The sequence below is a fragment of the Rhizobium sp. CB3060 genome (assembly GCF_025200735.1).
Classification (GTDB): Bacteria; Pseudomonadota; Alphaproteobacteria; order Rhizobiales; family Rhizobiaceae; genus Rhizobium.
Genome location: NZ_CP104158.1, coordinates 1105723 through 1128743 on the forward strand (window position 1 = coordinate 1105723; position 23021 = coordinate 1128743).

General features: G+C 59.7%; 26 protein-coding genes and 2 pseudogenes. 16 read left to right on the forward strand and 12 right to left on the reverse strand.

What is annotated here, in order from left to right; translation table 11 throughout:
- Positions 1–131: 131 nt before the first annotated feature.
- The 6 genes from secY to rplQ all read left to right on the forward strand — a co-directional run bounded on the left by secY (position 132) and on the right by rplQ (position 4813).
- Complete coding sequence (gene secY / locus N2601_RS05475) at positions 132–1472, forward strand: preprotein translocase subunit SecY (protein WP_260303841.1); 1341 nt, start codon at positions 132–134, stop codon at positions 1470–1472.
- On the forward strand, positions 1469–2128 hold the full coding sequence (locus N2601_RS05480; protein ID WP_104822794.1) for an adenylate kinase: 660 nt from the start codon (positions 1469–1471) through the stop codon (positions 2126–2128). The genes secY and N2601_RS05480 overlap by 4 nt, the downstream gene beginning before the upstream one ends.
- A gap of 209 nt (positions 2129–2337) precedes the next feature.
- The gene (gene rpsM / locus N2601_RS05485; protein ID WP_004118424.1) at positions 2338–2706 is read left to right on the forward strand and encodes a 30S ribosomal protein S13; all 369 of its coding nucleotides are present in this window, start codon (positions 2338–2340) and stop codon (positions 2704–2706) included.
- A gap of 133 nt (positions 2707–2839) precedes the next feature.
- Positions 2840–3229, forward strand: a complete 390-nt coding sequence (gene rpsK / locus N2601_RS05490) for a 30S ribosomal protein S11 (protein WP_004118426.1) — start codon at positions 2840–2842, stop codon at positions 3227–3229.
- A 103-nt stretch (positions 3230–3332) separates the two neighbouring features.
- On the forward strand, positions 3333–4343 hold the full coding sequence (locus N2601_RS05495; RefSeq protein WP_028753958.1) for a DNA-directed RNA polymerase subunit alpha: 1011 nt from the start codon (positions 3333–3335) through the stop codon (positions 4341–4343).
- 47 nt (positions 4344–4390) lie between these two features.
- Entirely contained in the window at positions 4391–4813 is a 423-nt protein-coding gene (gene rplQ / locus N2601_RS05500) for a 50S ribosomal protein L17 (RefSeq protein WP_104822795.1), read from the forward strand.
- 94 nt (positions 4814–4907) lie between these two features.
- On the opposite strand, the pseudogene N2601_RS05505 reads toward rplQ, so the two are convergent.
- Positions 4908–5486, reverse strand: a pseudogene (locus tag N2601_RS05505) (DUF817 domain-containing protein); the annotation flags it as partial.
- An 87-nt stretch (positions 5487–5573) separates the two neighbouring features.
- On the opposite strand from N2601_RS05505, the gene N2601_RS05510 reads away from it, so the two are divergent.
- A protein-coding gene (locus tag N2601_RS05510; protein WP_260303969.1) for an IS630 family transposase occupies positions 5574–6517 on the forward strand; the annotation gives its coding sequence in 2 pieces (ribosomal slippage) (positions 5574–5910 and positions 5910–6517; 945 coding nt in all).
- Position 6518: 1 nt separating this feature from the next.
- Here the strand turns inward: N2601_RS05510 and N2601_RS05515 are convergent.
- Positions 6519–6821 (reverse strand): annotated as a pseudogene (locus N2601_RS05515) (DUF817 family protein); the annotation flags it as partial.
- 194 nt (positions 6822–7015) lie between these two features.
- On the opposite strand from N2601_RS05515, the gene N2601_RS05520 reads away from it, so the two are divergent.
- Positions 7016–7429, forward strand: a complete 414-nt coding sequence (locus N2601_RS05520) for a ribosomal maturation YjgA family protein (RefSeq protein WP_245463945.1) — start codon at positions 7016–7018, stop codon at positions 7427–7429.
- An 11-nt stretch (positions 7430–7440) separates the two neighbouring features.
- Here N2601_RS05520 and N2601_RS05525 read toward each other — a convergent pair whose 3' ends face one another.
- Positions 7441–7617 (reverse strand): hypothetical protein, encoded by a 177-nt coding sequence (locus N2601_RS05525; RefSeq protein ID WP_158704434.1) that lies wholly within the window; start codon positions 7615–7617, stop codon positions 7441–7443.
- Positions 7618–7687: 70 nt separating this feature from the next.
- Between N2601_RS05525 and N2601_RS05530 the strand changes: the two genes are divergently transcribed.
- The 5 genes from N2601_RS05530 (at position 7688) to N2601_RS05550 (ending at position 12110) form a co-directional block, all read left to right on the forward strand.
- A complete protein-coding gene (locus N2601_RS05530; protein ID WP_245463946.1) occupies positions 7688–8314 on the forward strand; it encodes a TetR/AcrR family transcriptional regulator in 627 nt (208 codons plus the stop codon).
- Between the two features lie 146 nt (positions 8315–8460).
- On the forward strand, positions 8461–8937 hold the full coding sequence (locus tag N2601_RS05535) for a MarR family winged helix-turn-helix transcriptional regulator (protein WP_104822798.1): 477 nt from the start codon (positions 8461–8463) through the stop codon (positions 8935–8937).
- Positions 8934–11006 (forward strand): FUSC family protein, encoded by a 2073-nt coding sequence (locus N2601_RS05540; protein ID WP_104822799.1) that lies wholly within the window; start codon positions 8934–8936, stop codon positions 11004–11006. The genes N2601_RS05535 and N2601_RS05540 overlap by 4 nt, the downstream gene beginning before the upstream one ends.
- A gap of 4 nt (positions 11007–11010) precedes the next feature.
- Positions 11011–11220, forward strand: coding sequence for a DUF1656 domain-containing protein (locus tag N2601_RS05545; RefSeq protein WP_092844950.1), 210 nt, complete (start codon positions 11011–11013; stop codon positions 11218–11220).
- Positions 11217–12110: an efflux RND transporter periplasmic adaptor subunit gene (locus N2601_RS05550; protein ID WP_260303842.1), complete on the forward strand. Its 894-nt coding sequence runs from the start codon at positions 11217–11219 to the stop codon at positions 12108–12110. The genes N2601_RS05545 and N2601_RS05550 overlap by 4 nt, the downstream gene beginning before the upstream one ends.
- Before the next feature lie 52 nt (positions 12111–12162).
- On the opposite strand, the gene msrQ is transcribed toward N2601_RS05550, so the two are convergent.
- The gene (gene msrQ, locus N2601_RS05555; protein ID WP_445944985.1) at positions 12163–12816 is read right to left on the reverse strand and encodes a protein-methionine-sulfoxide reductase heme-binding subunit MsrQ; all 654 of its coding nucleotides are present in this window, start codon (positions 12814–12816) and stop codon (positions 12163–12165) included.
- Positions 12816–13766: a protein-methionine-sulfoxide reductase catalytic subunit MsrP gene (gene msrP / locus N2601_RS05560; protein ID WP_104822801.1), complete on the reverse strand. Its 951-nt coding sequence runs from the start codon at positions 13764–13766 to the stop codon at positions 12816–12818. The genes msrQ and msrP overlap by 1 nt, the downstream gene beginning before the upstream one ends.
- Before the next feature lie 343 nt (positions 13767–14109).
- Between msrP and ilvD the strand changes: the two genes are divergently transcribed.
- Positions 14110–15948 carry a dihydroxy-acid dehydratase gene (gene ilvD / locus N2601_RS05565; protein WP_104822802.1) on the forward strand — a complete coding sequence of 613 codons (1839 nt, stop codon included), beginning with the start codon at positions 14110–14112 and terminating at the stop codon, positions 15946–15948.
- A gap of 60 nt (positions 15949–16008) precedes the next feature.
- Here ilvD and N2601_RS05570 read toward each other — a convergent pair whose 3' ends face one another.
- Positions 16009–16356: a lysozyme inhibitor LprI family protein gene (locus tag N2601_RS05570; protein WP_104825068.1), complete on the reverse strand. Its 348-nt coding sequence runs from the start codon at positions 16354–16356 to the stop codon at positions 16009–16011.
- A gap of 175 nt (positions 16357–16531) precedes the next feature.
- Here N2601_RS05570 and N2601_RS05575 point away from each other — a divergent pair, with 175 nt between their 5' ends.
- Positions 16532–17935: a DegQ family serine endoprotease gene (locus N2601_RS05575; RefSeq protein ID WP_104822803.1), complete on the forward strand. Its 1404-nt coding sequence runs from the start codon at positions 16532–16534 to the stop codon at positions 17933–17935.
- On the forward strand, positions 17932–19248 hold the full coding sequence (locus N2601_RS05580) for a replication-associated recombination protein A (protein ID WP_260303843.1): 1317 nt from the start codon (positions 17932–17934) through the stop codon (positions 19246–19248). The genes N2601_RS05575 and N2601_RS05580 overlap by 4 nt, the downstream gene beginning before the upstream one ends.
- A gap of 8 nt (positions 19249–19256) precedes the next feature.
- Here N2601_RS05580 and N2601_RS05585 read toward each other — a convergent pair whose 3' ends face one another.
- The 6 genes from N2601_RS05585 to N2601_RS05610 form a co-directional block, all read right to left on the reverse strand.
- Positions 19257–19589, reverse strand: a complete 333-nt coding sequence (locus tag N2601_RS05585) for a DUF1883 domain-containing protein (RefSeq protein ID WP_104822805.1) — start codon at positions 19587–19589, stop codon at positions 19257–19259.
- Positions 19590–19699: 110 nt separating this feature from the next.
- On the reverse strand, positions 19700–19969 hold the full coding sequence (locus N2601_RS05590; protein ID WP_260303844.1) for a hypothetical protein: 270 nt from the start codon (positions 19967–19969) through the stop codon (positions 19700–19702).
- A 30-nt stretch (positions 19970–19999) separates the two neighbouring features.
- Positions 20000–20197, reverse strand: a complete 198-nt coding sequence (locus N2601_RS05595) for a hypothetical protein (RefSeq protein WP_104822806.1) — start codon at positions 20195–20197, stop codon at positions 20000–20002.
- Positions 20198–20338: 141 nt separating this feature from the next.
- Positions 20339–21280 carry a 4-hydroxy-tetrahydrodipicolinate synthase gene (dapA, locus tag N2601_RS05600; protein ID WP_445944986.1) on the reverse strand — a complete coding sequence of 314 codons (942 nt, stop codon included), beginning with the start codon at positions 21278–21280 and terminating at the stop codon, positions 20339–20341.
- A 12-nt stretch (positions 21281–21292) separates the two neighbouring features.
- On the reverse strand, positions 21293–21520 hold the full coding sequence (locus N2601_RS05605; protein WP_104822808.1) for a hypothetical protein: 228 nt from the start codon (positions 21518–21520) through the stop codon (positions 21293–21295).
- A 173-nt stretch (positions 21521–21693) separates the two neighbouring features.
- The gene (locus N2601_RS05610; RefSeq protein WP_104822809.1) at positions 21694–22710 is read right to left on the reverse strand and encodes a ketopantoate reductase family protein; all 1017 of its coding nucleotides are present in this window, start codon (positions 22708–22710) and stop codon (positions 21694–21696) included.
- Positions 22711–23021: the final 311 nt, after the last annotated feature.

The window sequence follows — 23021 nt, forward strand, 5'->3', positions numbered from 1 at the left end:
CAGGGAATAACGGGAATCAAGGGTGAGGCATCCGATTGCAGTGCAATCCGTCCAAAACCCGGCTTTTGAACAATTAAAGACTGATTCCGGACCCGGCCGATTATGCCGGAATTGGTAATGCGGAGATTTGCATGGCTTCTGCAGCGGAACAATTGGCATCCAATCTCAATTTTTCGACCTTTGCCAAAGCCGAGGATCTCAAGAAGCGACTGTGGTTCACGCTCGGCGCTCTCCTCGTCTACCGTCTGGGTACCCACATCCCGCTTCCGGGCCTCAATCCGGTGGCCTATGCCCAGGCCTTTCAGAATCAGTCCGGCGGCATCCTCGGCCTTTTCAATATGTTTTCCGGCGGCGCCGTGCAGCGCATGGCGATTTTCGCGCTCGGCATCATGCCCTATATTTCCGCTTCGATCATCGTGCAGCTCATGACCTCGGTCGTGCCGGCGCTCGAAAACCTGAAGAAGGAAGGCGAGCAGGGGCGCAAGATCATCAACCAGTACACCCGTTACGGCACGGTGTTGCTCGGCGCCTTGCAGGCCTATGGCATTGCGATCGGCCTTGAGCACGGTAATGGCGTGGTTCTCGACCCAGGCTGGTTTTTCCGCCTTTCGACGGTCGTCACGCTGCTCGGCGGCACGATGTTCCTGATGTGGCTTGGTGAACAGGTTACCTCGCGCGGCATCGGCAACGGTATTTCGCTGATTATCTTCGCAGGCATCGCAGCCGGTCTGCCGACCGCGCTTGCCGGTACGCTGGAACTCGGCCGCACGGGCGCTCTGTCGACCGGCCTCATTCTGGCTGTGCTTGTCGTTGCTGTCCTGGTCATCGGGCTTATCGTCTTCGTTGAGCGCGCCCAGCGCCGCCTCTTGATCCAGTATCCGAAGCGCCAGGTTGGCACCCGCATGTTCCAGGGCGATACCTCGCACCTGCCGCTGAAGCTCAACACATCAGGCGTTATTCCGGCGATCTTCGCATCTTCGCTGCTGCTGCTGCCTGCGACCGTCGCCGGTCTCGGCAACAACACGGCCCTGCCGACCTGGGTTACCTCCATCGTCGCGGCCCTTGGCCATGGTCAGCCGATCTACATGGTGCTCTACGGTGCCTTGATCGCCTTCTTCGCTTTCTTCTACACGGCGCTGGTCTTCAATCCGAAAGATACGGCCGACAATCTGAAGAAGCATGGCGGCTTCATTCCGGGCATCCGCCCGGGTGAGCGCACTGCCGAATATATCGATTATGTGCTGACCCGAATCACGGTGATTGGCGCGATCTATCTTGTCTTCGTCTGCATTCTGCCCGAAATTCTCGTGTCCCAGACCGGTATTCCGCTGTCTCTGGGTGGCACTTCGCTTCTGATCGTGGTTAGCGTAACGCTGGATACGGTGGCGCAGATTCAGGGTCACCTGATTGCACAGCAATATGAAGGCCTGATCAAGAAATCGAAGCTGCGTGGAGGAAAGAGGGGGCGATGAGATTAATACTTTTGGGGCCGCCGGGCGCAGGTAAGGGGACCCAGGCCCAGCGTATCGTGGAAAAGTACGGCATTCCGCAGCTTTCCACGGGCGATATGCTGAGGGCTGCGGTGGCGGCCGGGACTGAAGTGGGCAAGCGCGCCAAGGCCGTCATGGATGCCGGCAAGCTTGTTTCAGACGAAATCGTCAATGCCATCGTGTCCGAGCGCATCGATCAACCGGATTGCGCCAAGGGCTTCATTCTTGACGGTTATCCGCGCACGCTCATTCAGGCCGACGCGACCGAGGAAATGTTGAAGGCGAAAGGCCTCAACTTGTCCGTCGTGATCGAGATCAAGGTTGATGACGCCGTGCTCGCCGATCGTATTTCGGGCCGTTATACCTGCGCCAACTGCGGCGCCGGCTATCACGACGAAAACCTGAAGCCGAAGGTGGAAGGCGTATGTGACCGTTGCGGTTCCACGCACTTCAAGCGCCGTGCCGACGACAACAGGGAAACGGTGGTCGAGCGCCTGCAGGTCTACTACAAGGAAACCTCGCCGCTCATCGGTTACTACTACGCCAAGGGCAAGCTTCAGTCGGTCGACGGAATGGCCGATATCGAGCATGTGACCACCGATATCGATGCCATCCTGTCCAAGCTTTGGATGGCCTAAAATAAACTTGCCGGGGCGGTTGCTTTTTTGCGCTGATTCCGCTAAACACCGCGCCAACTCGCGACATGCCATGCGATCGGCGCGGATTTCCGTAGGGAGGTCCGGGTACGGTCGTTTTGACGTGTTACGGACCCAAGTTTGAACAAGCAGCTCCAGGGCTGCATAACAAAACCTTTTGCTCAGGCAGAGGGAATGCAAGGAGAACAGGCGTGGCTCGTATCGCTGGCGTCAACATCCCGACTGCAAAGCGCGTTGTAATTGCGCTTCGCTACATTCACGGGATCGGACCTAAGTTTGCACAGGAAATCTGCGAGAAGGTCGGTATCCCGGCCGAGCGTCGCGTCAACCAGTTGACGGATGCTGAAGTTCTGCAGATCCGCGAAACCATCGACCGCGACTATCAGGTCGAAGGCGACCTTCGTCGCGAAACCGCGATGAACATCAAGCGTCTGATGGACCTTGGCAGCTACCGCGGCCTGCGTCATCGTCGCGGCCTCCCGGTTCGCGGCCAGCGCACCCATACCAATGCCCGCACCCGCAAGGGTCCGGCAAAGGCTATTGCTGGTAAGAAGAAGTAATTTCCGGGAAACCGGATTTGGGAGGCTGGCGGTCTGCGCCGGCCTCTTTTGAGTTTGGAGCGGGACCATGTAGGTGCCGTTCCGGTGTAGCCGCTGGCATTACGGCGGTGAAGAGATCCAAGAAAGGACTACCATGGCCAAGGAAGCCGTCCGCGTTCGCCGTCGCGAGCGCAAGAATATCACGTCGGGCGTTGCGCACGTCAATTCGACCTTCAACAACACGATGATCACCATCACCGATGCACAGGGCAACGCGATTGCCTGGTCGTCCGCTGGTGCCAAGGGCTTCAAGGGTTCGCGCAAGTCGACCCCGTTCGCTGCTCAGATCGCTGCTGAAGACTGCGCCAAGAAGGCCCAGGAACATGGCATGAAGTCGCTGGAAGTCGAAGTTTGCGGCCCGGGCTCCGGCCGTGAATCCGCTCTGCGCGCGCTCCAGGCTGCCGGTTTCATGATCACGTCCATTCGCGACGTGACCCCGATCCCGCACAATGGTTGCCGCCCGCGCAAGAAGCGCCGCGTCTGATCATCGCCACTCACGACACCGGCCGGCGCATATGCGTCCGGCTTGGTGCTTCTCAAGCTCGGTTGTCACGATTGGATGGTGGCAACGAACGGAAGGCAAGAACATGATTCAGAAAAACTGGCAGGAACTGATCAAGCCAAACAAGGTCGAGTTTTCCTCGAGCGGCCGCACCAAGGCTACGCTCGTGGCAGAACCGCTGGAGCGTGGCTTCGGTCTCACCCTCGGCAACGCGCTGCGCCGCGTTCTGCTGTCCTCTCTGCGCGGCGCCGCTGTGACGGCCGTGCAGATCGACGGCGTGCTGCATGAGTTCTCCTCTATCCCGGGTGTTCGGGAAGACGTGACGGACATCGTGCTGAACATCAAGGAAATCGCCATCAAGATGGATGGCGATGACAGCAAGCGCATGGTCGTCCGCAAGCAGGGCCCAGGCGTAGTAACGGCTGGCGACATCCAGACGGTCGGCGACATCGAAATCCTCAATCCCGAGCATGTCATCTGCACGCTCGACGAGGGCGCCGAAATCCGCATGGAATTCACCGTCAACAACGGCAAGGGCTACGTCCCGGCCGAGCGCAATCGTGCGGAAGATGCTCCGATCGGCCTCATCCCGGTCGACAGCCTTTATTCGCCGGTCAAGAAGGTGTCCTACAAGGTTGAAAACACCCGCGAAGGACAGGTTCTCGACTACGACAAGCTGAGCATGTCGATCGAAACCGATGGCTCGATCACCGGCGAAGATGCCGTCGCTTTCGCGGCTCGTATCCTCCAGGATCAGCTTGGCGTCTTCGTCAACTTCGACGAGCCGCAGAAGGAAGCCGAAGAAGAAGCAGTCACCGAACTTGCTTTCAACCCGGCGCTCCTCAAGAAGGTGGACGAACTGGAACTGTCTGTTCGCTCGGCAAACTGCCTGAAGAACGACAACATCGTCTATATCGGCGACCTCATTCAGAAGACCGAAGCAGAAATGCTCCGCACGCCGAATTTTGGTCGCAAGTCGCTGAACGAAATCAAGGAAGTTCTCGCTTCCATGGGCCTGCACCTCGGCATGGAAGTGCCGGCATGGCCGCCCGAGAACATCGAAGATCTCGCTAAGCGTTACGAAGACCAATACTAACCAACAAACTGCAGGCGAGCGATGCCTGCAAGTGAAGGAGAATAGCCATGCGCCACGGTAAAGCCGGCCGCAAGCTGAATAGAACCGCTAGCCACCGTAAGGCGATGTTCGCCAACATGGCGGCTTCGCTCATCACCCATGAGCAGATCGTCACCACGCTCCCGAAGGCGAAGGAAATTCGTCCGATCGTCGAGAAGCTGGTTACCCTCGGCAAGCGCGGCGACCTGCACGCTCGTCGTCAGGCCATCTCGCAGATCCGCGACGCCGCTGTCGTCTCGAAGCTCTTCGATGCGATTGCAACGCGTTACGCCACCCGCAACGGCGGCTACCTGCGCATCATGAAGGCAGGCTTCCGCCAAGGCGACAATGCCGCCCTCGCAGTTGTCGAATTCGTTGATCGCGATATCAATGCCAAGGGCGCAGCCGACAAGGCTCGCGTTGCTGCTGAAGAAGAAGCTGCCGCCGCTTAAGGCCAGCTTCGCATACAAGATTAAAAGGCCGGATGAGCGATCATCCGGCCTTTTGTCGTTTACGACTTTGAAATGCCAGCTTTGATGCGCGCCCTTACTCCGGAATATGGACGTGCTGTTTGATGTGCTTCAGATTGGCGACAATGGTGAAGGTCATGATGACGAGAAGGCACCATGAACTCCACTTGCCGATGTGTACCATCGACCAAGCACCGAGCTGATTTGGATATTTCCATATGCCGAGAAAGGTGCTGATATTTTCCGCCAGCCAAATGAAGAAGCCGATCAGGACGAATGACAGTAAGAGCGGCATCCGCCGGTCACGATCATAAGGGCGGAATATCACCGTCGAGCGCGCATAAAGGCCCATGAGGCAAGCGGCAATATACCAGCGATAGTCACCAATATAGTGATGCGTGAAGAAATTGGCGTAGATCACCAAGGCTGATGCACCGGCCATCCAATAGGGCGGGTGATGTTTGATGCGAAGATCGAAAAGCCGCCAAGCCTGAATGATGTAGCTGCCAACCGCGGCGTACATGAAGCCCGAGAACAACGGAACACCAAGCAGCTTCGTGTAGGCATGATCCGGATAGGCCCAGGATTGTATGTTGCCGGAGGTTTTGAAGACTTCGAGTGCAAAGCCAACGACATGAAAGAGACAAACGGCTTTTAGAGCATGTCCTGCGATTGATGAATCGATTGTGAGGTGACGGGGCCGGTCGAAGCTGATTCAACATCCACAGCGGAGAGGTGGATGATGGGACAGGCCCTGAGCGATGATCTCCGAATACGAGTTTTGAAAGCGTCTGCGTCGGGCATGTCGGCTCGGCAGGCTGCGGCTCGTTTCGGTGTTGGGATTTCGACAGCGATCCGCTGGATCGCAAGAGCGAAAGAGGGTGAGTTAACTGCTCGGCCACAGGGCTGGAGACGACCTTCGGCAGTGGATGCACACGAGGAATTCGTTGTCGCGTTGATCGACGAGCGTAGGGATGTGACGCTCGATGAGATGGTTGAGCGCTTGTCCTTCGAGCGGCAGGTGAAGATCAGCCGCAGCGCACTTGGCGCCTGGCTCCGAGGCCGTGGGTGGACCTTTAAAAAAAGACCGCACACGCACTGGAGCAGGACCGACCGGACGTCCTGAAGCGCCGGCGCGCCTGGTTCGATGGTCAATTGGACCTCGATCCGGAGAAACTGATCTTCATCGACGAAACCGGCCTCTCGACCAAGATGTCACGTCTGCGCGGACGTGCATTGCGAGGTGAGCGTTGCCGTGCCGGCGTGCCGCACGGCCATTGGAAAACAACGACTTTCACCGGTGCGTTGCGGCTCAGCGGAATGACCGCACCATTCGTCTACGATGGCGCGATGAACGGCAACGTCTTCCTTGCTTATGTCGAACAGGTGCTGGTGCCGACCCTGGAGATCGGCGACGTGGTCATTATGGATAACCTGCCTGCACACAAGATAGCCGGTGTCCGCGATGCCATCGAACGTGCCGGCGCCAAGCTCATGTTCCTTCCGCCCTATAGCCCGGACTTCAATCCAATCGAGAACGCATTCTCGAAGCTGAAAGCCATGTTGCGAGGCCGAGCCGAGCGAAAGATCGATGCTCTATGGGATGCGGTCGGGGCCTTGATGCCTCGCTTCACTGCGGCAGAATGCGCAAACTACTTTAAGGCCGCTGGATATGACCCAGATTGAACAGGATTTGCTCTAGCTCATCAAAGCTTTCAAGCTTTGCCCAAACCATCCAAATCTGGATGGCCAGCGCAATGATCAGCAACACATCGTAGCGCGGAATATGAAGAAGCCCGGCGCGGGGAACTGTGAAGACCGCCAGAAAGAACAATCCCGCGAAGAGACAGGCGCGGGCCTCTTTCAGCCCGAAGAAAAGGAATTCGATTGCAAAACGATGAAGGCCTGTCAGGTCGGAAGGGCGCGGATTTGGATCAAGGCAGCTATCGCCGTCCGGCGTGCGATTTTCCCATGAAACGACTTTGGCCATCAAATGCTCCCCCGCGGCGCCGGTGAATCGCCGGACTGATTGCTGACACGAGGAGCATGGCAAAATTACAGCTTAACCTTGTATTGGCGCGATCTATCTCTTCCGTTGAAAATCGGCGAAGGGCATTGCTTTTCCCGGCTGCCGCGGCAAACGTGCCCTGAAACTCATGTCCGTTTTCGCGGGATGGAGCCGCATTGAAAGCTTTGACACCATATAGAGGGAAAAGGATCCTGCTGTGCTCAGCCTTGTTGCTGACATTAGCCAGCGGCCTCGCGCTCCGGCGCTATGGTTATGCGATGCATCTGCCTTTCGTCGCAGTCAAATATGGTGGCTCATTATTGTGGGGAGCGATGGTCTACTGGCTTTTGGCTACCCTTTTCGTTGCGACAGGGCGTTTCAGGATCGCCGCAGCGGCGCTGATCGTTGCTGTCCTTGTCGAGCTTTTCAGGCTTTGGCACACGCCGACGCTGGATGCATTTCGGCTGACCACCGCCGGAGCCCTGTTGCTGGGACGAGTCTTTTCGCTCTGGAATATCCTGGCCTATGCCGCCGGTATCGCGGCGGCACTGGTGCTTGATTACGCGCTGTCGAGGCCAGCTTCGGTTTGAATCCTAGCGTCTTATTCGGCGGCTGCGGCTATCCGCGCGACTACCAGCGAATGATTCATCAAGCGCATAGAGACATGGCGTTCGTTGCCATGCTCGGCAGGGTCGAGGTGGCCGATGCTATCGAGCAGTTCCTCATTCGCCCAGGCCTGATAGCGGAAAAGAGTCTGCAGTAATGACGATTCGCTCATAATGACGTTGCCCTTTTCGTCGGCGGAAAAATGCGAGTAGAATGTTCACATTTTATGGAGTGGGGAGCGCGTGTCTACTCGCATTCAAAAGTCGCGTTTACCGATGCGCAAAGAGCCGAGCCAGGCGCGTTCGCGGGCAACGGTCGATGCGATTATCGAGTCGGGTGCTCGCATTTTGGGTGATCGCGGATGGGTCGGGTTCACGACGAATACCGTCGCGGCCGTTGCCGGCATCAGCATCGGTTCGCTCTATCAGTATTTTCCGGACAAGCTCTCTTTGGTCGAAGCCATAAGGCGCCGCCATTTCGACGAGGTCCTGGCCTTCCTGCGCCAGGCGGTCGCCAGCGATTTGCCGCTGCGGCAGAGTGTCGAAGCTCTTGTCCAGGGGATGATCGCTGCGCATAGCGTCAATCCCGACCTTCATAGGGTGTTGCTGGATGAGGTGCCGGGGCTTGAGGGGTCGAGGTCGGCCCATGATGCCTTCCTGGCAGATTATCAAAATCATTACAGGGCTTTTGTTGCAGCACATCGAAGTGCCGATGCCGGGCCTTCCAACGATGTCCTTGCACAGCTTCTATCCGGCGTCGTCGAAGGCGTGATCCATAATGGAGCCAGAAAGGGCACATTGGATTCGCCGGAGTTGAAGCAGGAACTAATCAAGATGATCTGCACTTATCTTGGCGGCGTCGATCGATAGGAAGTGATTCGAGCGACGAGGCGGCCCCGCTACCTAGCGGGAATACAGTCTCTCCTCGCTATTCGCATGGCTGCATTTCGCATTTCAAATACCACTTCGGATCATAATAATTTGAATTCTAATTAGTTTAGTGCTAATGGAATTTCATGAAATCGCTAAACGCTCTGCAACGCATATTCACCGCCAATCTGCTGACGACCGGCCGCCAATGGCGCCGGGTCGTCGATCTTGCGCTGAGCTCCTATGGCATATCGGAGGCCGCGGCCGCGCCGCTGCTTTGGATCGGCCGTCTGGGGGGAGGCGTGCGGCAGGTGGCTCTCGCCACCTATGTCGGCATCGAAGGCCCGTCTCTCGTCCGGTTGCTCGATCAGCTCGAAAGCATGGATCTCGTCATCCGCAAGGATGATCCGACAGATCGGCGTGCTAAAAGTCTGTGGCTGACGCCGGAGGGCGAAAAGCTGGCTTCCCGTATGGAAGATGCGCTCGACGAGCTGCGCGGCAACATTCTGGCCAATGTGGACCCGGCCGATATCGAAGCTGCCATTCGCGTCCTGAAGGCTTTTGAGGAATTCGAGCCGCCGAAGGCGGCTGACGCCGAGCAGGAACGGGAGAAGGTCTTATGAGCATTCCCTCCTGGCGTGACTGGCTGTTTTCGGTCAAAGCCTTCATTGCGGCAATCATGGCGCTGTTCATAGCGCTGTCGCTGGATTTGCCGCGCCCCTATTGGGCGATGGCCGCCGTTTATGTCGTCGCCAATCCCCTTGCCGGGGCAACCAGCTCCAAGGGGCTCTATCGTGCCTTGGGTACGCTCCTCGGCGCCACCGCGTCGGTGATCCTTGTCCCGCTCTTCGTCAATGCGCCGGAATTGCTGTCCGTCGTCGTCGCGCTCTGGACCGGCACCTTGCTGTTCATCTCCATGCTCGATCGCACCTCGCGCAGCTATGTCTTCATGCTGGCCGGCTATTCGCTGCCGCTGATCGCGCTGCCGACCGTCGGCGCGCCCGAAACCGTCTTCGATGTGGCGCTTGCCCGCTCCGAGGAGATCATCATTGGCATCGTCTGCGCGAGCGTTGTCAGCGCTATCGTCTTTCCGAGCAGTGTCGGTCCGGCACTTGGCCAGCGCATCAGCTCCTGGTTGGATGATGCCGGCATCTGGGCGGACGAGATTCTGCGCGGCGAAGGGGCTTCTCCCGCAACGCCCCTGAAGCGGCAGAAGCTCGCCGCTGACGTCTCCGGCCTTGATCTCGTCATCAGCCAGTTGCGCTATGATGCAGGCAGCCGCGATATCGTCAGGCATTCGCGCGAGCTGCGCGGCCGTCTGTTGATGCTGTTGCCGCTCTTCTCGTCTCTTGCCGATCGCCTGCATGCGCTGAAAGCCGGTGGAAAGCCGCTGCCGCAGGAACTGGTCACGGTGCTCAATGAAGTGGCCGATTGGCTAGGGCAGGGCGGTCGCGGCAAGGCCGACGATACCGCCGATAGCTTGCTCAAAAAGATTGGCGACTTGCAACAGGATGATCTGAATCTCAGTTGGGACGATCTCGTCCGGTCGAGTGCGCTCGATCGCCTCAAAGAAATCGTCGATCTCTGGCAGGATTGCCTGACGCTGCGCGACCAGATCGTGTCCGGCCGGCAGGTGGGCACATGGCGGCCCGCCTTTCGTCACCGCAATGTCGTTGGGCGCAGCCGGCACTATGACTATGCCTTGCTTGCTTTCTCGGCCGGTGCAGTCGTCGTCGGTATCGCCGTCGCCTGCTTCTTCTGGATCTATTCCGGATGGCAAGACGGCGCCGGCTTCGTCACCATGGCGGCCGTCGCCTGTTCGTTTTTCGCCTCGCTTGATCGGCCTGCACCCTTCATCACCTCGATGTTCATCTGGTGCGCCATGAGCCTGCTCATCGCCTGCGTCTATATCTTCGGCATCTTGCCGTCGATCTCCGGTTTCGAAATGTTGGTACTGGTCTTCGCGCCGCCTTTCCTGGTGATGGGCCTGTTGATCCCGCGCCCGCAAACCAACATGCTCGCCATGCTGCTGGCGGTGAATGGCGCGACCTTCATAGCGCTGCAGGACCGCTATACGGCCGATTTCGCCAGCTTCGCCAACAGCGCGATCGCGGCTCTGGCGGGTGTCGGCTTTGCCCTGGTCTGGACCTTGCTCACCCGTCCCTTCGGCGCAGAACTTGCCGCCTGGCGGTTGGTTAGAGCCGGCTGGACCGATCTCGCCGAAACCGCGGCTGGCATCCGCCGCGCGGATCACGAGCGACTTTCCGGCCGCATTCTGGATCGCCTCGGGCAACTTGTGCCGCGCCTTGCAGGCATCGAAGATCGCGAATTGAAGAAGGTCGACGGTTACGCCGATGTCCGCCTCGGCTTCAACGTGCTGATGCTGCAGAAGGAGCGTGGGCAACTGAGCGCTGCTGCCGCCGCATCCGTCAGTGAAGTCCTGATCGGCGTTTCGGATTTCTATCGCTCGAGGCTAAAGGCCAAGCGTGCGGTGGATCCCTCCAACGAATTGCGCGTGTCGATCGACCATAGTCTCGAAGCGGTCGCGCAGGAAAAGCGGCATTCCGGCCGGGCGAGCCTCGATGCGCTCGTCGGCCTTCGCAGGGCGCTTTTCCCCCATGCCGAGCCGCCGGCGAGCTGGCGGCCGCCCCTATCGGATACAACTCAACCTCTTCCCATTGCCGCCGAGTAATATCATGCCCGCAGAATTCGATCTCTATGGCGTCTACATCCCACGCCTTCTCGTTCTCATGCTCGTGACGCTGTTTGCCGTCATCATTCTTCGACGCCTGCTCGCATGGATCGGAGCCTACACTCTGGTCTGGCATCGCGGTCTTTTCGATCTCGCGCTTTACGTCTTGCTGCTCGGCGCCGTCTCCTCTGTCTCTCGTTGGTATTTTACATGAACGCGTTCAAACTCATCGGCCGTGTGGCCGTCACTCTCATCTTCGTCGTTGCCGCCGTCTATGTCGGCCGCCAGCTCTGGGGCCATTACATGGACGAACCCTGGACGCGCGATGCGCGCCTGAGGGCTGATGTCGTCGGTATTGCGCCCGATGTTTCCGGCTTGGTGAGCGATGTGCTCGTCAAGGACAACCAGACCGTCAAGAAGGGCGATGTCCTTTTCCGTGTCGATCGCGATCGTTTCGCTATCGCTCTCGAGCAGGCGGATGCTGCGCTCGCCAGCAGCAAAGCGGCTCTCGATCAGGCCCGCCGCGAAAGCCAGCGCCAGGAACGCCTCGGCGATGCCGCTTCCCTGCAGCAGAAGGAGCAGGCGCAGACCACCGAGCAGCAGGCCGAAGCCTCTCTCCGGCAGGCAACCGCAAATCGCGAACTCGCTCAGTTAAACCTCGACCGTTCCGAGGTCCGCGCTACTGTCAATGGTACGATCTCGAACCTCACCCTGCGCCCAGGTGACTATGTCTCTGCCGGCACCGCCAAGGTAGCGTTGATCGACACCGATTCCCTGCGCGTCGAAGGCTATTTCGAAGAAACCAAGCTGCCGCGCATCCATGTCGGCGACGAAGTTTCCATTCATCTGATGGGGCAGGTCGAGAAGCTGACAGGCCATGTCGACAGCATCGCCTATGGAATCGAGGATCGCGAACGCACCTCGGGCAGCTTGCTCGCCAATATTACCCCGACCTTTAGTTGGGTCCGCTTGGCACAGCGCGTACCCGTGCGCATCGCTCTCGACAAGGTGCCTGACGGCACGAAGCTGATCGCTGGCCTGACGGCGACGGTGGAGGTTTCGCAGCAGCAAAGCAAGGTCGCCCTCGGGTCGGCCATCGAATAACGAATGGATGCCCCGGATGGCTGCCGCTCACCATCCGGCTTCAACTCCAATCTTAAGCTGCTTTGGAGCGGGAAAGCGCGGCCGGTGTCCGCGCCGCTCTGCGCTTCTCCATCATGATCGGGCGATACGACCGATAGAGGATCATCGCCATCAGCAGGCCGATATAGATATATTGCTCCAGCGAGAGCACCTTGGTCGACAGCGCGAAATGCAGCGCGCCGCAGGCGGCGATGATATAGACCAGCCGATGCAGCCAGATCCATTTCTTGCCCAAACGCTTGATGGAAAAATTGTTGGAGGTCACGGCCAGTGCCAGCAGCATCACCAGCCCGGCCATGCCGAACATGATGAAAGGCCGCTTCAGCACGTCGTTGATGACAGCCTGCACGTCGAGCGCCTGGTCGAGGACCATGTAGACCGCCAGATGCATCAGCACGTAGTAGAAACAGAGCAGGCCGAGCGCCCGGCGGTAGCGCAGGTAGTTCCAGCCGAACAGATCGCGCGCCGGGGTGACGGCGAGTGTCAAGAGCAGGAAGCGGATTGCCCAGAGTCCAAGGAAGAGCTCGAAAGTCTTGACCGCGTCGGCGCCGAGCTGGTCCGTGGCGCCGAGATAGAATTCCCATGCGGCCGGTATCAGGCCGACGACGTAAAGCGCCCAGACGGAAGCAGGTTGCCAGCGTTTGGGCAAGGCGAGGGAAAGAGCCATCAGAAATTCGCCCTCAAGTCCATGCCGGCATAAAGGCTTGCGACCTGATCGGCATAGCCGTTGAAGGGCAGGGTGGGGTGGCGGTTGGCGCCGAAGAAGCCGCCTTCGCCGATGCGGCGTTCGGTCGCCTGGCTCCAGCGCGGATGATCGACCGCCGGATTGACGTTGGCATAGAAGCCATATTCCTGGCTGTTGGTCGCCTGCCAGGTGTTCAGCGGCTGCTTGTCGGTGAGCGTGATGCGCACAATCGACTTGATGCCCTTGAAGCCGTATTTCCATGGCACGACCAAACGGATCGGAGCGCCGTTCTGGTTCGGCAGTGTCTCGCCATAGAGACCTACGGCGAGCAGCGTCAGCGGATTACGCGCTTCATCGAGCCGCAGGCCTTCGACATAGGGCCAGTTGAGGGACTGGAAAACGCCTGACTGCCCCGGCATCTCTTCCGGCCGCACAACCGTCTCGAAGGCGACGAATTTGGCGCTGCCGAGCGGCTCGACTTTGTCGAGCAGTGCGGAAAGAGGAAAGCCGTCCCAGGGAATGACCATCGACCAGGCCTCGACGCAGCGCATGCGGTAGACGCGTTCTTCCGGCGGAAATTCCTTGATCAGCGCGTCGATATCGAATGTGCCGGGCTTGCCGACCATGCCATCGACCTTGACGGTCCAGGGCCGTGGCTTGAACTTGCTGGAGAGGTTGGCCGGGTCGGACTTGTCGAGACCGAATTCGTAGAAATTATTGTAGGTGGTGACATCCTTGATTGGCGTCAGCTTCTCGTCGACCGTATAGTTGCTTTTGGTCGCTGTCAGCGCCTCGGCCATTGCGGTCTTGCTGCCGATGGCCGCCATGCCGATACCGGCGGCCGCTGCCGTCAGGAATTCGCGGCGCTTGAGATACACCGAGCGCGGCGTGATCTCGGAAGAGGCGATCTTCGGCGGGCGATAGGAAGGCATTACGATATTCCTTTCTACGATCGTAGAGATGATACGATCTCTACGCGGGAGAAGCACGGTTTGTTACCGTCTTACGACGTTATTTCTTTTGAACGGAAACCAACTTTTTGTGTTGGTTCGTGATGGAATAAACGGCCTTCTGCGTTGTCCGTATCATCTGGCTGATGATTGAGCTCGAGGCTATGTTCGCCCCTACGGCGTACCGGATTCGATCGAGTTGATAGTGACAGTCCAGTGCGATTGGATTAGGACAATTTCAAAAAGCAGGAATGTCGGCGCTCCCTTCGGCGCAAAGCCCAGGCCGGCCGACGCCTCACATTTCCAAGACGACGAGGAAGACACCATGCCAGCTTATCGTTCCAGAACCACGACCCATGGCCGCAATATGGCGGGTGCGCGCGGCCTTTGGCGCGCGACGGGTATGAAGGACAGCGATTTCGGCAAGCCCATCATTGCGGTGGTGAACTCCTTCACCCAGTTCGTGCCAGGCCACGTCCACCTCAAGGATCTCGGCCAGCTCGTCGCGCGCGAAATCGAAGCTGCCGGCGGTGTCGCCAAGGAATTCAACACGATCGCCGTCGATGACGGTATCGCCATGGGCCATGACGGCATGCTCTATTCGCTGCCTTCGCGCGAGCTGATCGCCGACAGCGTCGAATATATGGTCAATGCTCATTGCGCCGACGCCATGGTCTGCATCTCCAATTGCGACAAGATCACCCCCGGCATGCTGATGGCCTCGCTGCGCCTCAACATCCCGACTGTTTTCGTCTCCGGCGGCCCGATGGAAGCCGGCAAGGTGGTCCTGCACGGCAAGAAGCATGCGCTCGATCTGGTCGACGCCATGGTTGCCGCTGCCGATGACAAGATCAGCGACGAGGATGTGCAGGTTATCGAACGCTCGGCCTGTCCGACCTGCGGCTCCTGCTCGGGCATGTTTACCGCCAATTCGATGAACTGCCTGACGGAAGCGCTTGGTTTGTCGCTGCCCGGCAACGGCTCGACGCTCGCCACCCATGCCGACCGCAAGCGTCTCTTCGTCGAGGCCGGCCATCTGATCGTCGATCTCGCCCGGCGCTATTACGAGCAGGAGGATGCTTCCGTCCTGCCGCGCACCGTCGCTTCGAAGCAGGCCTTCGAGAACGCCATGGCGCTCGATATTGCCATGGGCGGCTCCACCAACACGGTTCTGCATATTCTCGCGGCCGCGCATGAAGGCGAAGTCGATTTCACCATGGCTGACATCGATGCGTTGTCGCGCCGCGTGCCTTGTCTGTCGAAGGTTGCACCGGCCAAGAGCGACGTTCACATGGAAGATGTGCACCGTGCCGGCGGCATCATGTCGATCCTCGGCGAACTCGACAAGGGCGGCCTCATCAACCGCGATTGCCCGACCGTTCACGCCGAAACTCTCGGGGACGCCATCGACCGCTGGGACATCACCCGCACCAACAGCGAAAGCGTGCGTGAATTCTTCCGCGCCGCACCGGGCGGCATTCCGACCCAGGTTGCCTTCAGCCAAAACGCCCGTTGGGAAGAACTCGACACCGATCGTCAGAACGGTGTTATCCGCTCCGTTGAGCATCCCTTCTCCAAGGATGGCGGTCTCGCCGTTCTCAAGGGCAATCTGGCGCTGGACGGCTGCATCGTGAAGACGGCCGGCGTCGATGAATCGATCTTGAAATTCTCCGGTCCGGCCAGGGTCTTCGAAAGCCAGGACGCATCCGTCAAGGCCATCCTCAGCAACGAGATCAAGGCCGGCGACGTTGTCGTCATCCGCTATGAAGGCCCGAAGGGCGGCCCCGGCATGCAGGAAATGCTCTATCCGACGAGCTATCTGAAGTCGAAGGGCCTGGGCAAAGCCTGCGCGTTGATCACCGACGGCCGCTTCTCCGGCGGCACCTCTGGCCTCTCCATCGGCCACGTTTCGCCTGAAGCGGCAAACGGCGGCATGATCGGCCTGGTGCGCGAAGGCGACATGATCGATATCGACATCCCGAGCCGTACCATCAGCCTGCGCGTCGACGACAAGGAACTTGCCGCTCGCCGCGAAGCTCAGAACGCCAGCGGTTGGCATCCGGTCGAAGCACGCAAGCGCAATGTCACCACGGCGCTGAAGGCCTATGCTGCTTTCGCGACCAGCGCTGACCGGGGTGCTGTTAGAGATCTCGGCGGGAAGTAATCAAACCCCTTCGCCCCGTCATGAGCTTGTCGAAGGGATGGGGAGAAGGTGGCATATGCTTTATAGCGGCCGATTGATCCGCTTATACGTCTCCTCCAGCGCTTTCAGCCGCTCGTCATAAGCGCCCTTGATGCAGGCGGCATCCGCGCCACAGGCCTGCCGCTTCTTCAGCCAGGCTGTCTGCTCGTCCTGCAATGTGCCGCGCGAGCCCATGGCCAGCAGGCCGGAGAGCAGGTCGAAGGTCGTCACCATCTTCACGTCGGCATCGTTGAGCGCCCTGTTATCGCAGATCGTCTTCTCGTCCGGCTGAAGGTTCGGCGACTCGCAATTGAAGCTCGCGGCCTGGGATGTGTTGGCCGCGGTGAGAGAGGTAACGAGAAAGATTGCCGCAAGGCTGGTTGATCGCATGCTTTTGCTCCATCTGCCGGTTTCCGAAACGAAATGCGCGATCACGCGTTTTTGTTCACAACGCCTGTTCTTCATGCGCGCAAGCGACCAATTATACTTCATGCTTCCGCCCTCTTTCCTTTCTAGCGTCGGACGCTACAACGTTGTTTCAAGAGCATTAAAGAAGGAAAATTCCATGCAGGTCCTGCTGAAGCGCACCGCCGTTTCGATGATCGCCCTCATCATGACGATGCCGCTTTCCGCCGAGGCGCAGACTGCGAAGTCTGTGCCGCAGAGCCAGATGCAAATGCAGCTTTCGTTTGCGCCGCTTGTCAAGCAGACGGCCGGCGCCGTGGTCAATGTCTATGCCGAGCGGATGGTGCAGCGGCAGTCGCCCTTTGCTGGCGATCCCTTCTTCGAACAGTTCTTCGGCCAGCGCATGCCGAATCGCACCGAGAAGCAGTCTTCGCTAGGGTCCGGCGTGATCGTCGAGGCGAATGGCACGGTCATCACCAACAATCACGTCGTCGACGGCGCTGACGATATCAAGATCGCGCTGTCGGACGGCCGCGAATTTCCCTGCGACGTCGTGCTGAAGGATGATCGGGTCGATCTCGCCGTTCTGAAGATCAAATCCAAGAACCAGAACTTCCCCGTCCTGCCGATCGGCAATTCCGATGCCGTCGAAGTGGGCGATCTCGTGCTGGCGATCGGCAATCCCTTCGGCGTCGGCCAGACGGTGACGAGCGGCATCGTGTCGGCGCTTGCCCGCAACCAAGTGAAGAACCAAGTCGGTTTCTTCATCCAGACTGACGCTTCGATCAATCCTGGCAATTCCGGCGGCGCTTTGACGAACATGACGGGCGAGCTGATCGGCCTCAACACCGCAATCTTTTCCCAGGGCGGGGGCTCGAATGGCATCGGCTTTGCCATCCCCGCCAATCTGGTCAAGGTTTTCCTCGCAGCCGCCGATCGTGGCGACAAGACCTTCGATCGCCCCTATATCGGCGCTTCCTTCGAACCGGTGACATCAGACGTTGCCGAAGCGCTCGGGCTGGACAAGGTGCGCGGTGCGCTGGTGACCAAGGTGGTCGATGGTGGGCCTGCAGCGAAGGCTGGCCTGAAGGCCGGCGAGGTCGTCACGGCCATCAACAATATCCCGGTCGAGCATCCGGACGCGCTTGGCTATCGCCTGACGACGGCCGGCCTCGGCGCCACCGTTGCTTTGACCGTTCTCGACAATGGCAAAGAGCATCAGGAGAGCATGACGCTTGCCGCGGCACCGGAATCCACGCCGCGGAACGAGAAGCTGATCCAGGGCAACAATCCCTTCTCGGGTGCGACCGTCGCCAACCTCTCGCCGCGCGTCGCCGATGAACTGCACCTGCCGGCGGATACGAACGGTGTCGTCGTCGAGAACCTGAAGGCGGATTCGCCGGCCGAGCGCCTTGGCTTTGCGCCGAAGGATATCGTCGTTTCCGTCAATGGCGTCGCGATCACCTCGACGGACGTGCTGCAGCAGGCCGTTACTGGCAGTCCGAGCTTCTGGCGCGTCGAAATCGAGCGTGACGGCCAACGCATCCGGCAGTTCTTCCGATGAGTGACGATCTGTTTGCACCAAGGATACCGGAGGAGGTCGCCAAGAGGCGGCCTCTTGCCGATCGTCTGCGGCCGCAAACCTTGGCCGATATCACCGGCCAGCCACATCTGACGGGCGAGGACGGCGCGCTGCGGCGGATGATCGACTCCGGCTCGCTCGGCTCGATGATCTTCTGGGGGCCGCCCGGCACCGGCAAGACGACGGTGGCGCGGCTGCTATCGGGCGAGGCGGGCCTTGCCTTCGAGCAGATATCGGCAATCTTCTCCGGCGTTGCCGATCTGAAGAAGGTGTTCGAAACCGCGCGTCTGCGCCGCATGGATGGCCGCCAGACGCTGCTCTTCGTCGACGAGATCCATCGCTTCAACCGCGCCCAGCAGGATAGCTTCCTGCCCGTCATGGAGGACGGTACCGTCATTCTGGTCGGCGCGACCACCGAGAACCCGTCTTTCGAGCTGAATGCCGCTCTCCTGTCCCGCGCGCGCGTCCTGACATTTCGCCCGCATGACGAGGAAAGCCTGGAGGAGTTGCTGCGCCGCGCCGAGACGGCGGAGGGCCGGCCGCTGCCCTTGACCGAGGATGCTCGCGCCAGCCTCATCCGCATGGCCGATGGCGATGGCCGCTCCGTGCTGACGCTCGCCGAAGAAGTCTGGCGCGCCGCGCGCAAGGACGAGCTCTTCGATCCCGATGCGCTGGTCAAAATCGTGCAGCGCCGTGCGCCGGTCTACGACAAGGCGCAGGACGGCCACTACAATCTGATTTCGGCTCTGCATAAGTCGGTGCGCGGCTCTGACCCCGACGCGGCGCTCTACTATCTCGCTCGCATGTTCGATGCCGGCGAAGACCCGCTATATCTTGGAAGGCGGCTGGTGCGCATGGCGGTGGAGGATATCGGCCTTGCCGATCCGCAGGCGCTGGTCATCTGCAACGCTGCCAAGGACGCCTATGACTATCTGGGGTCGCCGGAAGGTGAATTGGCGCTGGCGGAAGCCTGCGTCTATCTCGCCACCGCCCCGAAGTCGAACGCCGTCTATACCGCCTTCAAGGCTGCCACACAGGCTGCCAAGCAGAACGGCTCGCTGCTGCCGCCCAAGCATATCCTCAATGCGCCGACGAAGCTGATGCGCACGGAGGGTTACGGCGACGGTTATCGCTATGATCACGACGAGCCCGATGCTTTTTCAGGCCAGAATTATTTTCCGGAGAAAATGGGCCGTCAGACCTTCTATGATCCGCCCGAGCGTGGTTTCGAGCGCGAAATCCGCAAGCGGCTGGATTGGTGGGCAAAGCTGCGCAAGGAGCGTGGTGAAGAGTAGATCCGATATCACCGAGCGGTGATGTTTTCCGAGGCGGCCTTCTGTATGCGCGGCGCGGGGGCCTTGTCGATCATCTTGACGCTCGATTCCGCCATGCCGTTATGGCCTTCCATATCGACCACCAGATGCCAATGGCCCGACTCGGGAATGGACAGCCGGATGGGCGATTTCTTGGCGACGCCGCCAAGGAACTGGTGCTTCAGAGTTTCCGTAAAGCGCTCGAAATTCGAGCTGTTCATCAACCGGACATTGGCGATGGCCGACAGCGTGATTTCGATCACGGTTCCGGCGCGCTGCTCGTTGAGATCATAGTGGCTGTAACGGAAGGCAGGCTTCGACATTGCTCTTTTACTCTGGTGACACCCGGCCGATATTCTACCCAAGCGTGGGTTAAGGAAGCGTTGGGCCGGGTGCATCTGGGACGGTCGAAGGCTGTTCGAATTGCTACGCCTTAATGCAGGTTTGGAAATGGCGTTGCGAAGCCGTCGAGATCGAGCACCGAGCCTTCGGGTGCGAGGCAGATATCGGCGGGATTATGATTGCACTCTTCGGCGGCAAAGTGCACTGCGGCCGCTTCGTTGGTGAAGAGCCCGCCGACGAGACCTTGCCGGTCCTGGACGATCCAGGCGCCGCGCCGGTCGCGGCCGACTGTGAAGCGGGCGGGGGCCGGCGAGGCTGCGATGTGAGCCGAGCGGCGTTGAATATGCTGTGTGTCTGCCATGTGTTTTCCCTCGTAGATGGCTTCGTGTGCTCAATTGCCGGCCCAGTGCACCAGCATCTGGATGATGGCAGCGGCGAAGAAGACGAACGCCAGGCGCGGCGCGATGGCGCGCAGGCCGTTTAGCAGCGCATGCGAAGGGGTCGGACGCTTGGCGCCTCCGAGGGCAGCGGTACGAGGGCGTTGGAGCGGGTCGGCAGCAGTGCCGTATTGCATGTAGCGTGACATCATAGTTCCTTTCCAAGTGTCACTGGCGCTACGGTCGATTTTGAACGACGCAAGCGCCATGCAAATAAACTATGAGTGATCGGGTATGATTTCCATTTGGCAGGAAAGGCTAAAATATAAAAATCTCATAGGGATAGAGCGTTTTTATAATCCCAGGCGGAAAGTCAGCGGCGAGGGCGCGTGTCTATGGCAGCCAGCTTGAAGTAACGCCATCGTCGCCTGGATCACCGTATCCGTCTCGGTCTCGACGCCGGTTAGCGGCAGGCGCACGTCCGGGCTCATGTGCCGCATCAGAGAAAGGGCATGCTTTACCGTCGCCGGTTCGGGTTCGCGCGCAAGCGCCTTGAACAACAACCGAAACCGATCGTCGATCAGCCGTGCCGCCGCCATATGGTCGCATCCGGCCGATAGCTGCATGGAATGGAAAAGCCGCGGCGCGATGTTGGCGGCGCTTGAAAACGAACCGCGTCCGCCGGCCATGGTGAAGGCGAGGGCGCTCGCATCATGGGCCGAATAGAGCGCGATCCTTTCCGGCAGCAAAGCACGCCATGCGCCGACGCGGGCGACGTCGCCGCTGCCGTCGGCAATGCCGATGATGGTCGGGATTTCCGCCAGCCGCGCGATTGTCGCCGGCATCAGGTCGATGGCGGTATGGGCAGGCAGGTTATGGATGATCAGCGGCAGATCGGTGCTGCCCGCCAACTGCTCGAAGTGATGGACTACGCCCTTCTGGCTTGGCTTGGAATAATAGGGAAGAGTGACGAAAGCGGCGTCGGCGCCGAGTTTCTGGGCTTGCCGCGTCTCCTTGATCGTCGCCGCCGTGTCATTGGTACCGGTGGCGACGATGACGGGGACCTTGCCCTCCGCCAGCTCGACGCAGATCTCGATGATCCGCACCCGCTCTGCTTCGGTTAGCGCAGGTCCTTCACCGGTCAAAGAGCAGGCAAGCAAACCGTCGATGCCGCTTAGCAATTGCCATTCCACATGCGCCATCAGGCCGACGGTATCGATCGCACCGCCGCGAAATGGCGTGACGAGTGCCGTGATCGCGCCGCCGATGCGCCTTTGCAAGGCCGGTCTCATCATCTCTTTGGCCGCTCAGAGAGCATGCAGCACGATGAAAAGCTCGAGGCCGCTTAGCAATAGCCCGAAGGCGAACATCGCATAGAAAGTGCGCCTTTCGCGAACCTGCCGGTTGCGAAGCCGCCGCTTCGGTTGGGCTTTGCCGACGGGGGCAGAAGCAGTGATGGGATGGCGTCTTTCGCGGCTGTCGCGCACAAGAGAACGGATGGCCTCGGTGAGATTGGGGGAATGTGTATCGAGCATAGCGTCTACCTCTGCATTCGATCCCGAGGGTAGCGCCGAGCAGCATAGGAAATCCATTCGAGGCAGAAGGCGAAGATATAGGCGAGATATAAAGACGCTGACGTGGTGCGAACCGCGCCACCGTTCTAAATGGCGGGAGCAATGCACCGAACCGCGCGGAGGGAGTGGCAGGCTTATCCCGCCGCCCGCAAGTTCTGCCGCTCCAACTCCGTCACCAGCGCCAGGATTGTCGCCGAGGTCGGCGTCGCGACACCGGTGAGCTTGCCAAGCGAGACGACCATGCCGACCAGCGGCGTGATTTCCAGCGCCTTGCCGGCCAGTAGATCCTGCAACATAGACGTGCGTACCGGGCCGATCTGGCGGGAGCGTTCGAGACGTTCTTCGACGGAAATCGCCAGACGCGCACCCAGGGCTTCCGCAACCGCCTGCACCTCGTTCATCACCTGGCCGACCATGACCGACAGAGCCGGATTGCCCATGATGTCGGACATCAGCGCCCGTGTCAGGGCGCTGATCGGATTGAAGGCGGCATTGCCCATCAGCTTGCTCCAGATCTCGTCGCGAATGCGCGGCGAGACCGAGGCATTGATCCCGCCTTGCTTCAAGAGAGCTGCGATCGCTTCGATGTCGCCAGTCGCCTCGCCAGAGGGCTCTCCGAGAACGAAATGGCCGTTGTTGCTGAGCTTGATCTCGCCGGGATTGATGACCTCGGCGCCTTGATAGGCGACGCAGCCGATAACGCGCTCAGGCCCGATCAACCGCCAGAGATCGCCATTCGGATCGAGCTCCTCCATCTGCCGCTCGGCATGACCGCTTAGCCGATCCCGATGAAAATACCACCAGGGTATGCCGTTCAGGACCATTACGACGCGCGTCCCGGCATGCAGGAGCCTGGCAAGTCCAGGGGCTGCCGCGCCGAGCTGGTGGCCCTTCAGCCCCGTTATCACCAGGTCCTGTGGCGGCAGTTCCGCCGGATCGTCGGTTGCGGTCACCTGTGCCACGAGCGGGCTCTCTGCCTGGGCCTCCCAGACCCGCAAGCCATCCGCACGAATGCCTTCCAAATGCCCGCCGCGCGCCACGACAGAAACAGTTGCCTGCCCCCTCAATCCCAAAGCCAGTTTCGCCGCAATTGCACCGCCGAGCGCACCTGCGCCATAGACGCAGATAGTTTTGAGGGAAGGGGATGCCATGGCCTTGATCTCCGGGGCTATACCGATCGGAGCAAGTTAGGTCACCGCCATGATTTGGCGAGCTGTTTATTGAGGTAATCGCAATTCTGCGGCCTTGAACCGCAGCTCAGCCGGCAAAGAGCCAACCTGGATCAGCCCAATACCATATCCTGATGAAACCAATATCGTCTTCAAGCCCGGCATTGTCTGTTCGGGCTATTCTTTACCACAATCGCATTTTAACGTCGGCGGGAATGCTGGACCAGAAACAACCAGTGCGGTATCGGTTTGTCGGTGGTCCTTTTAAAGTTGATCATGTCGCCGAGGAAGAT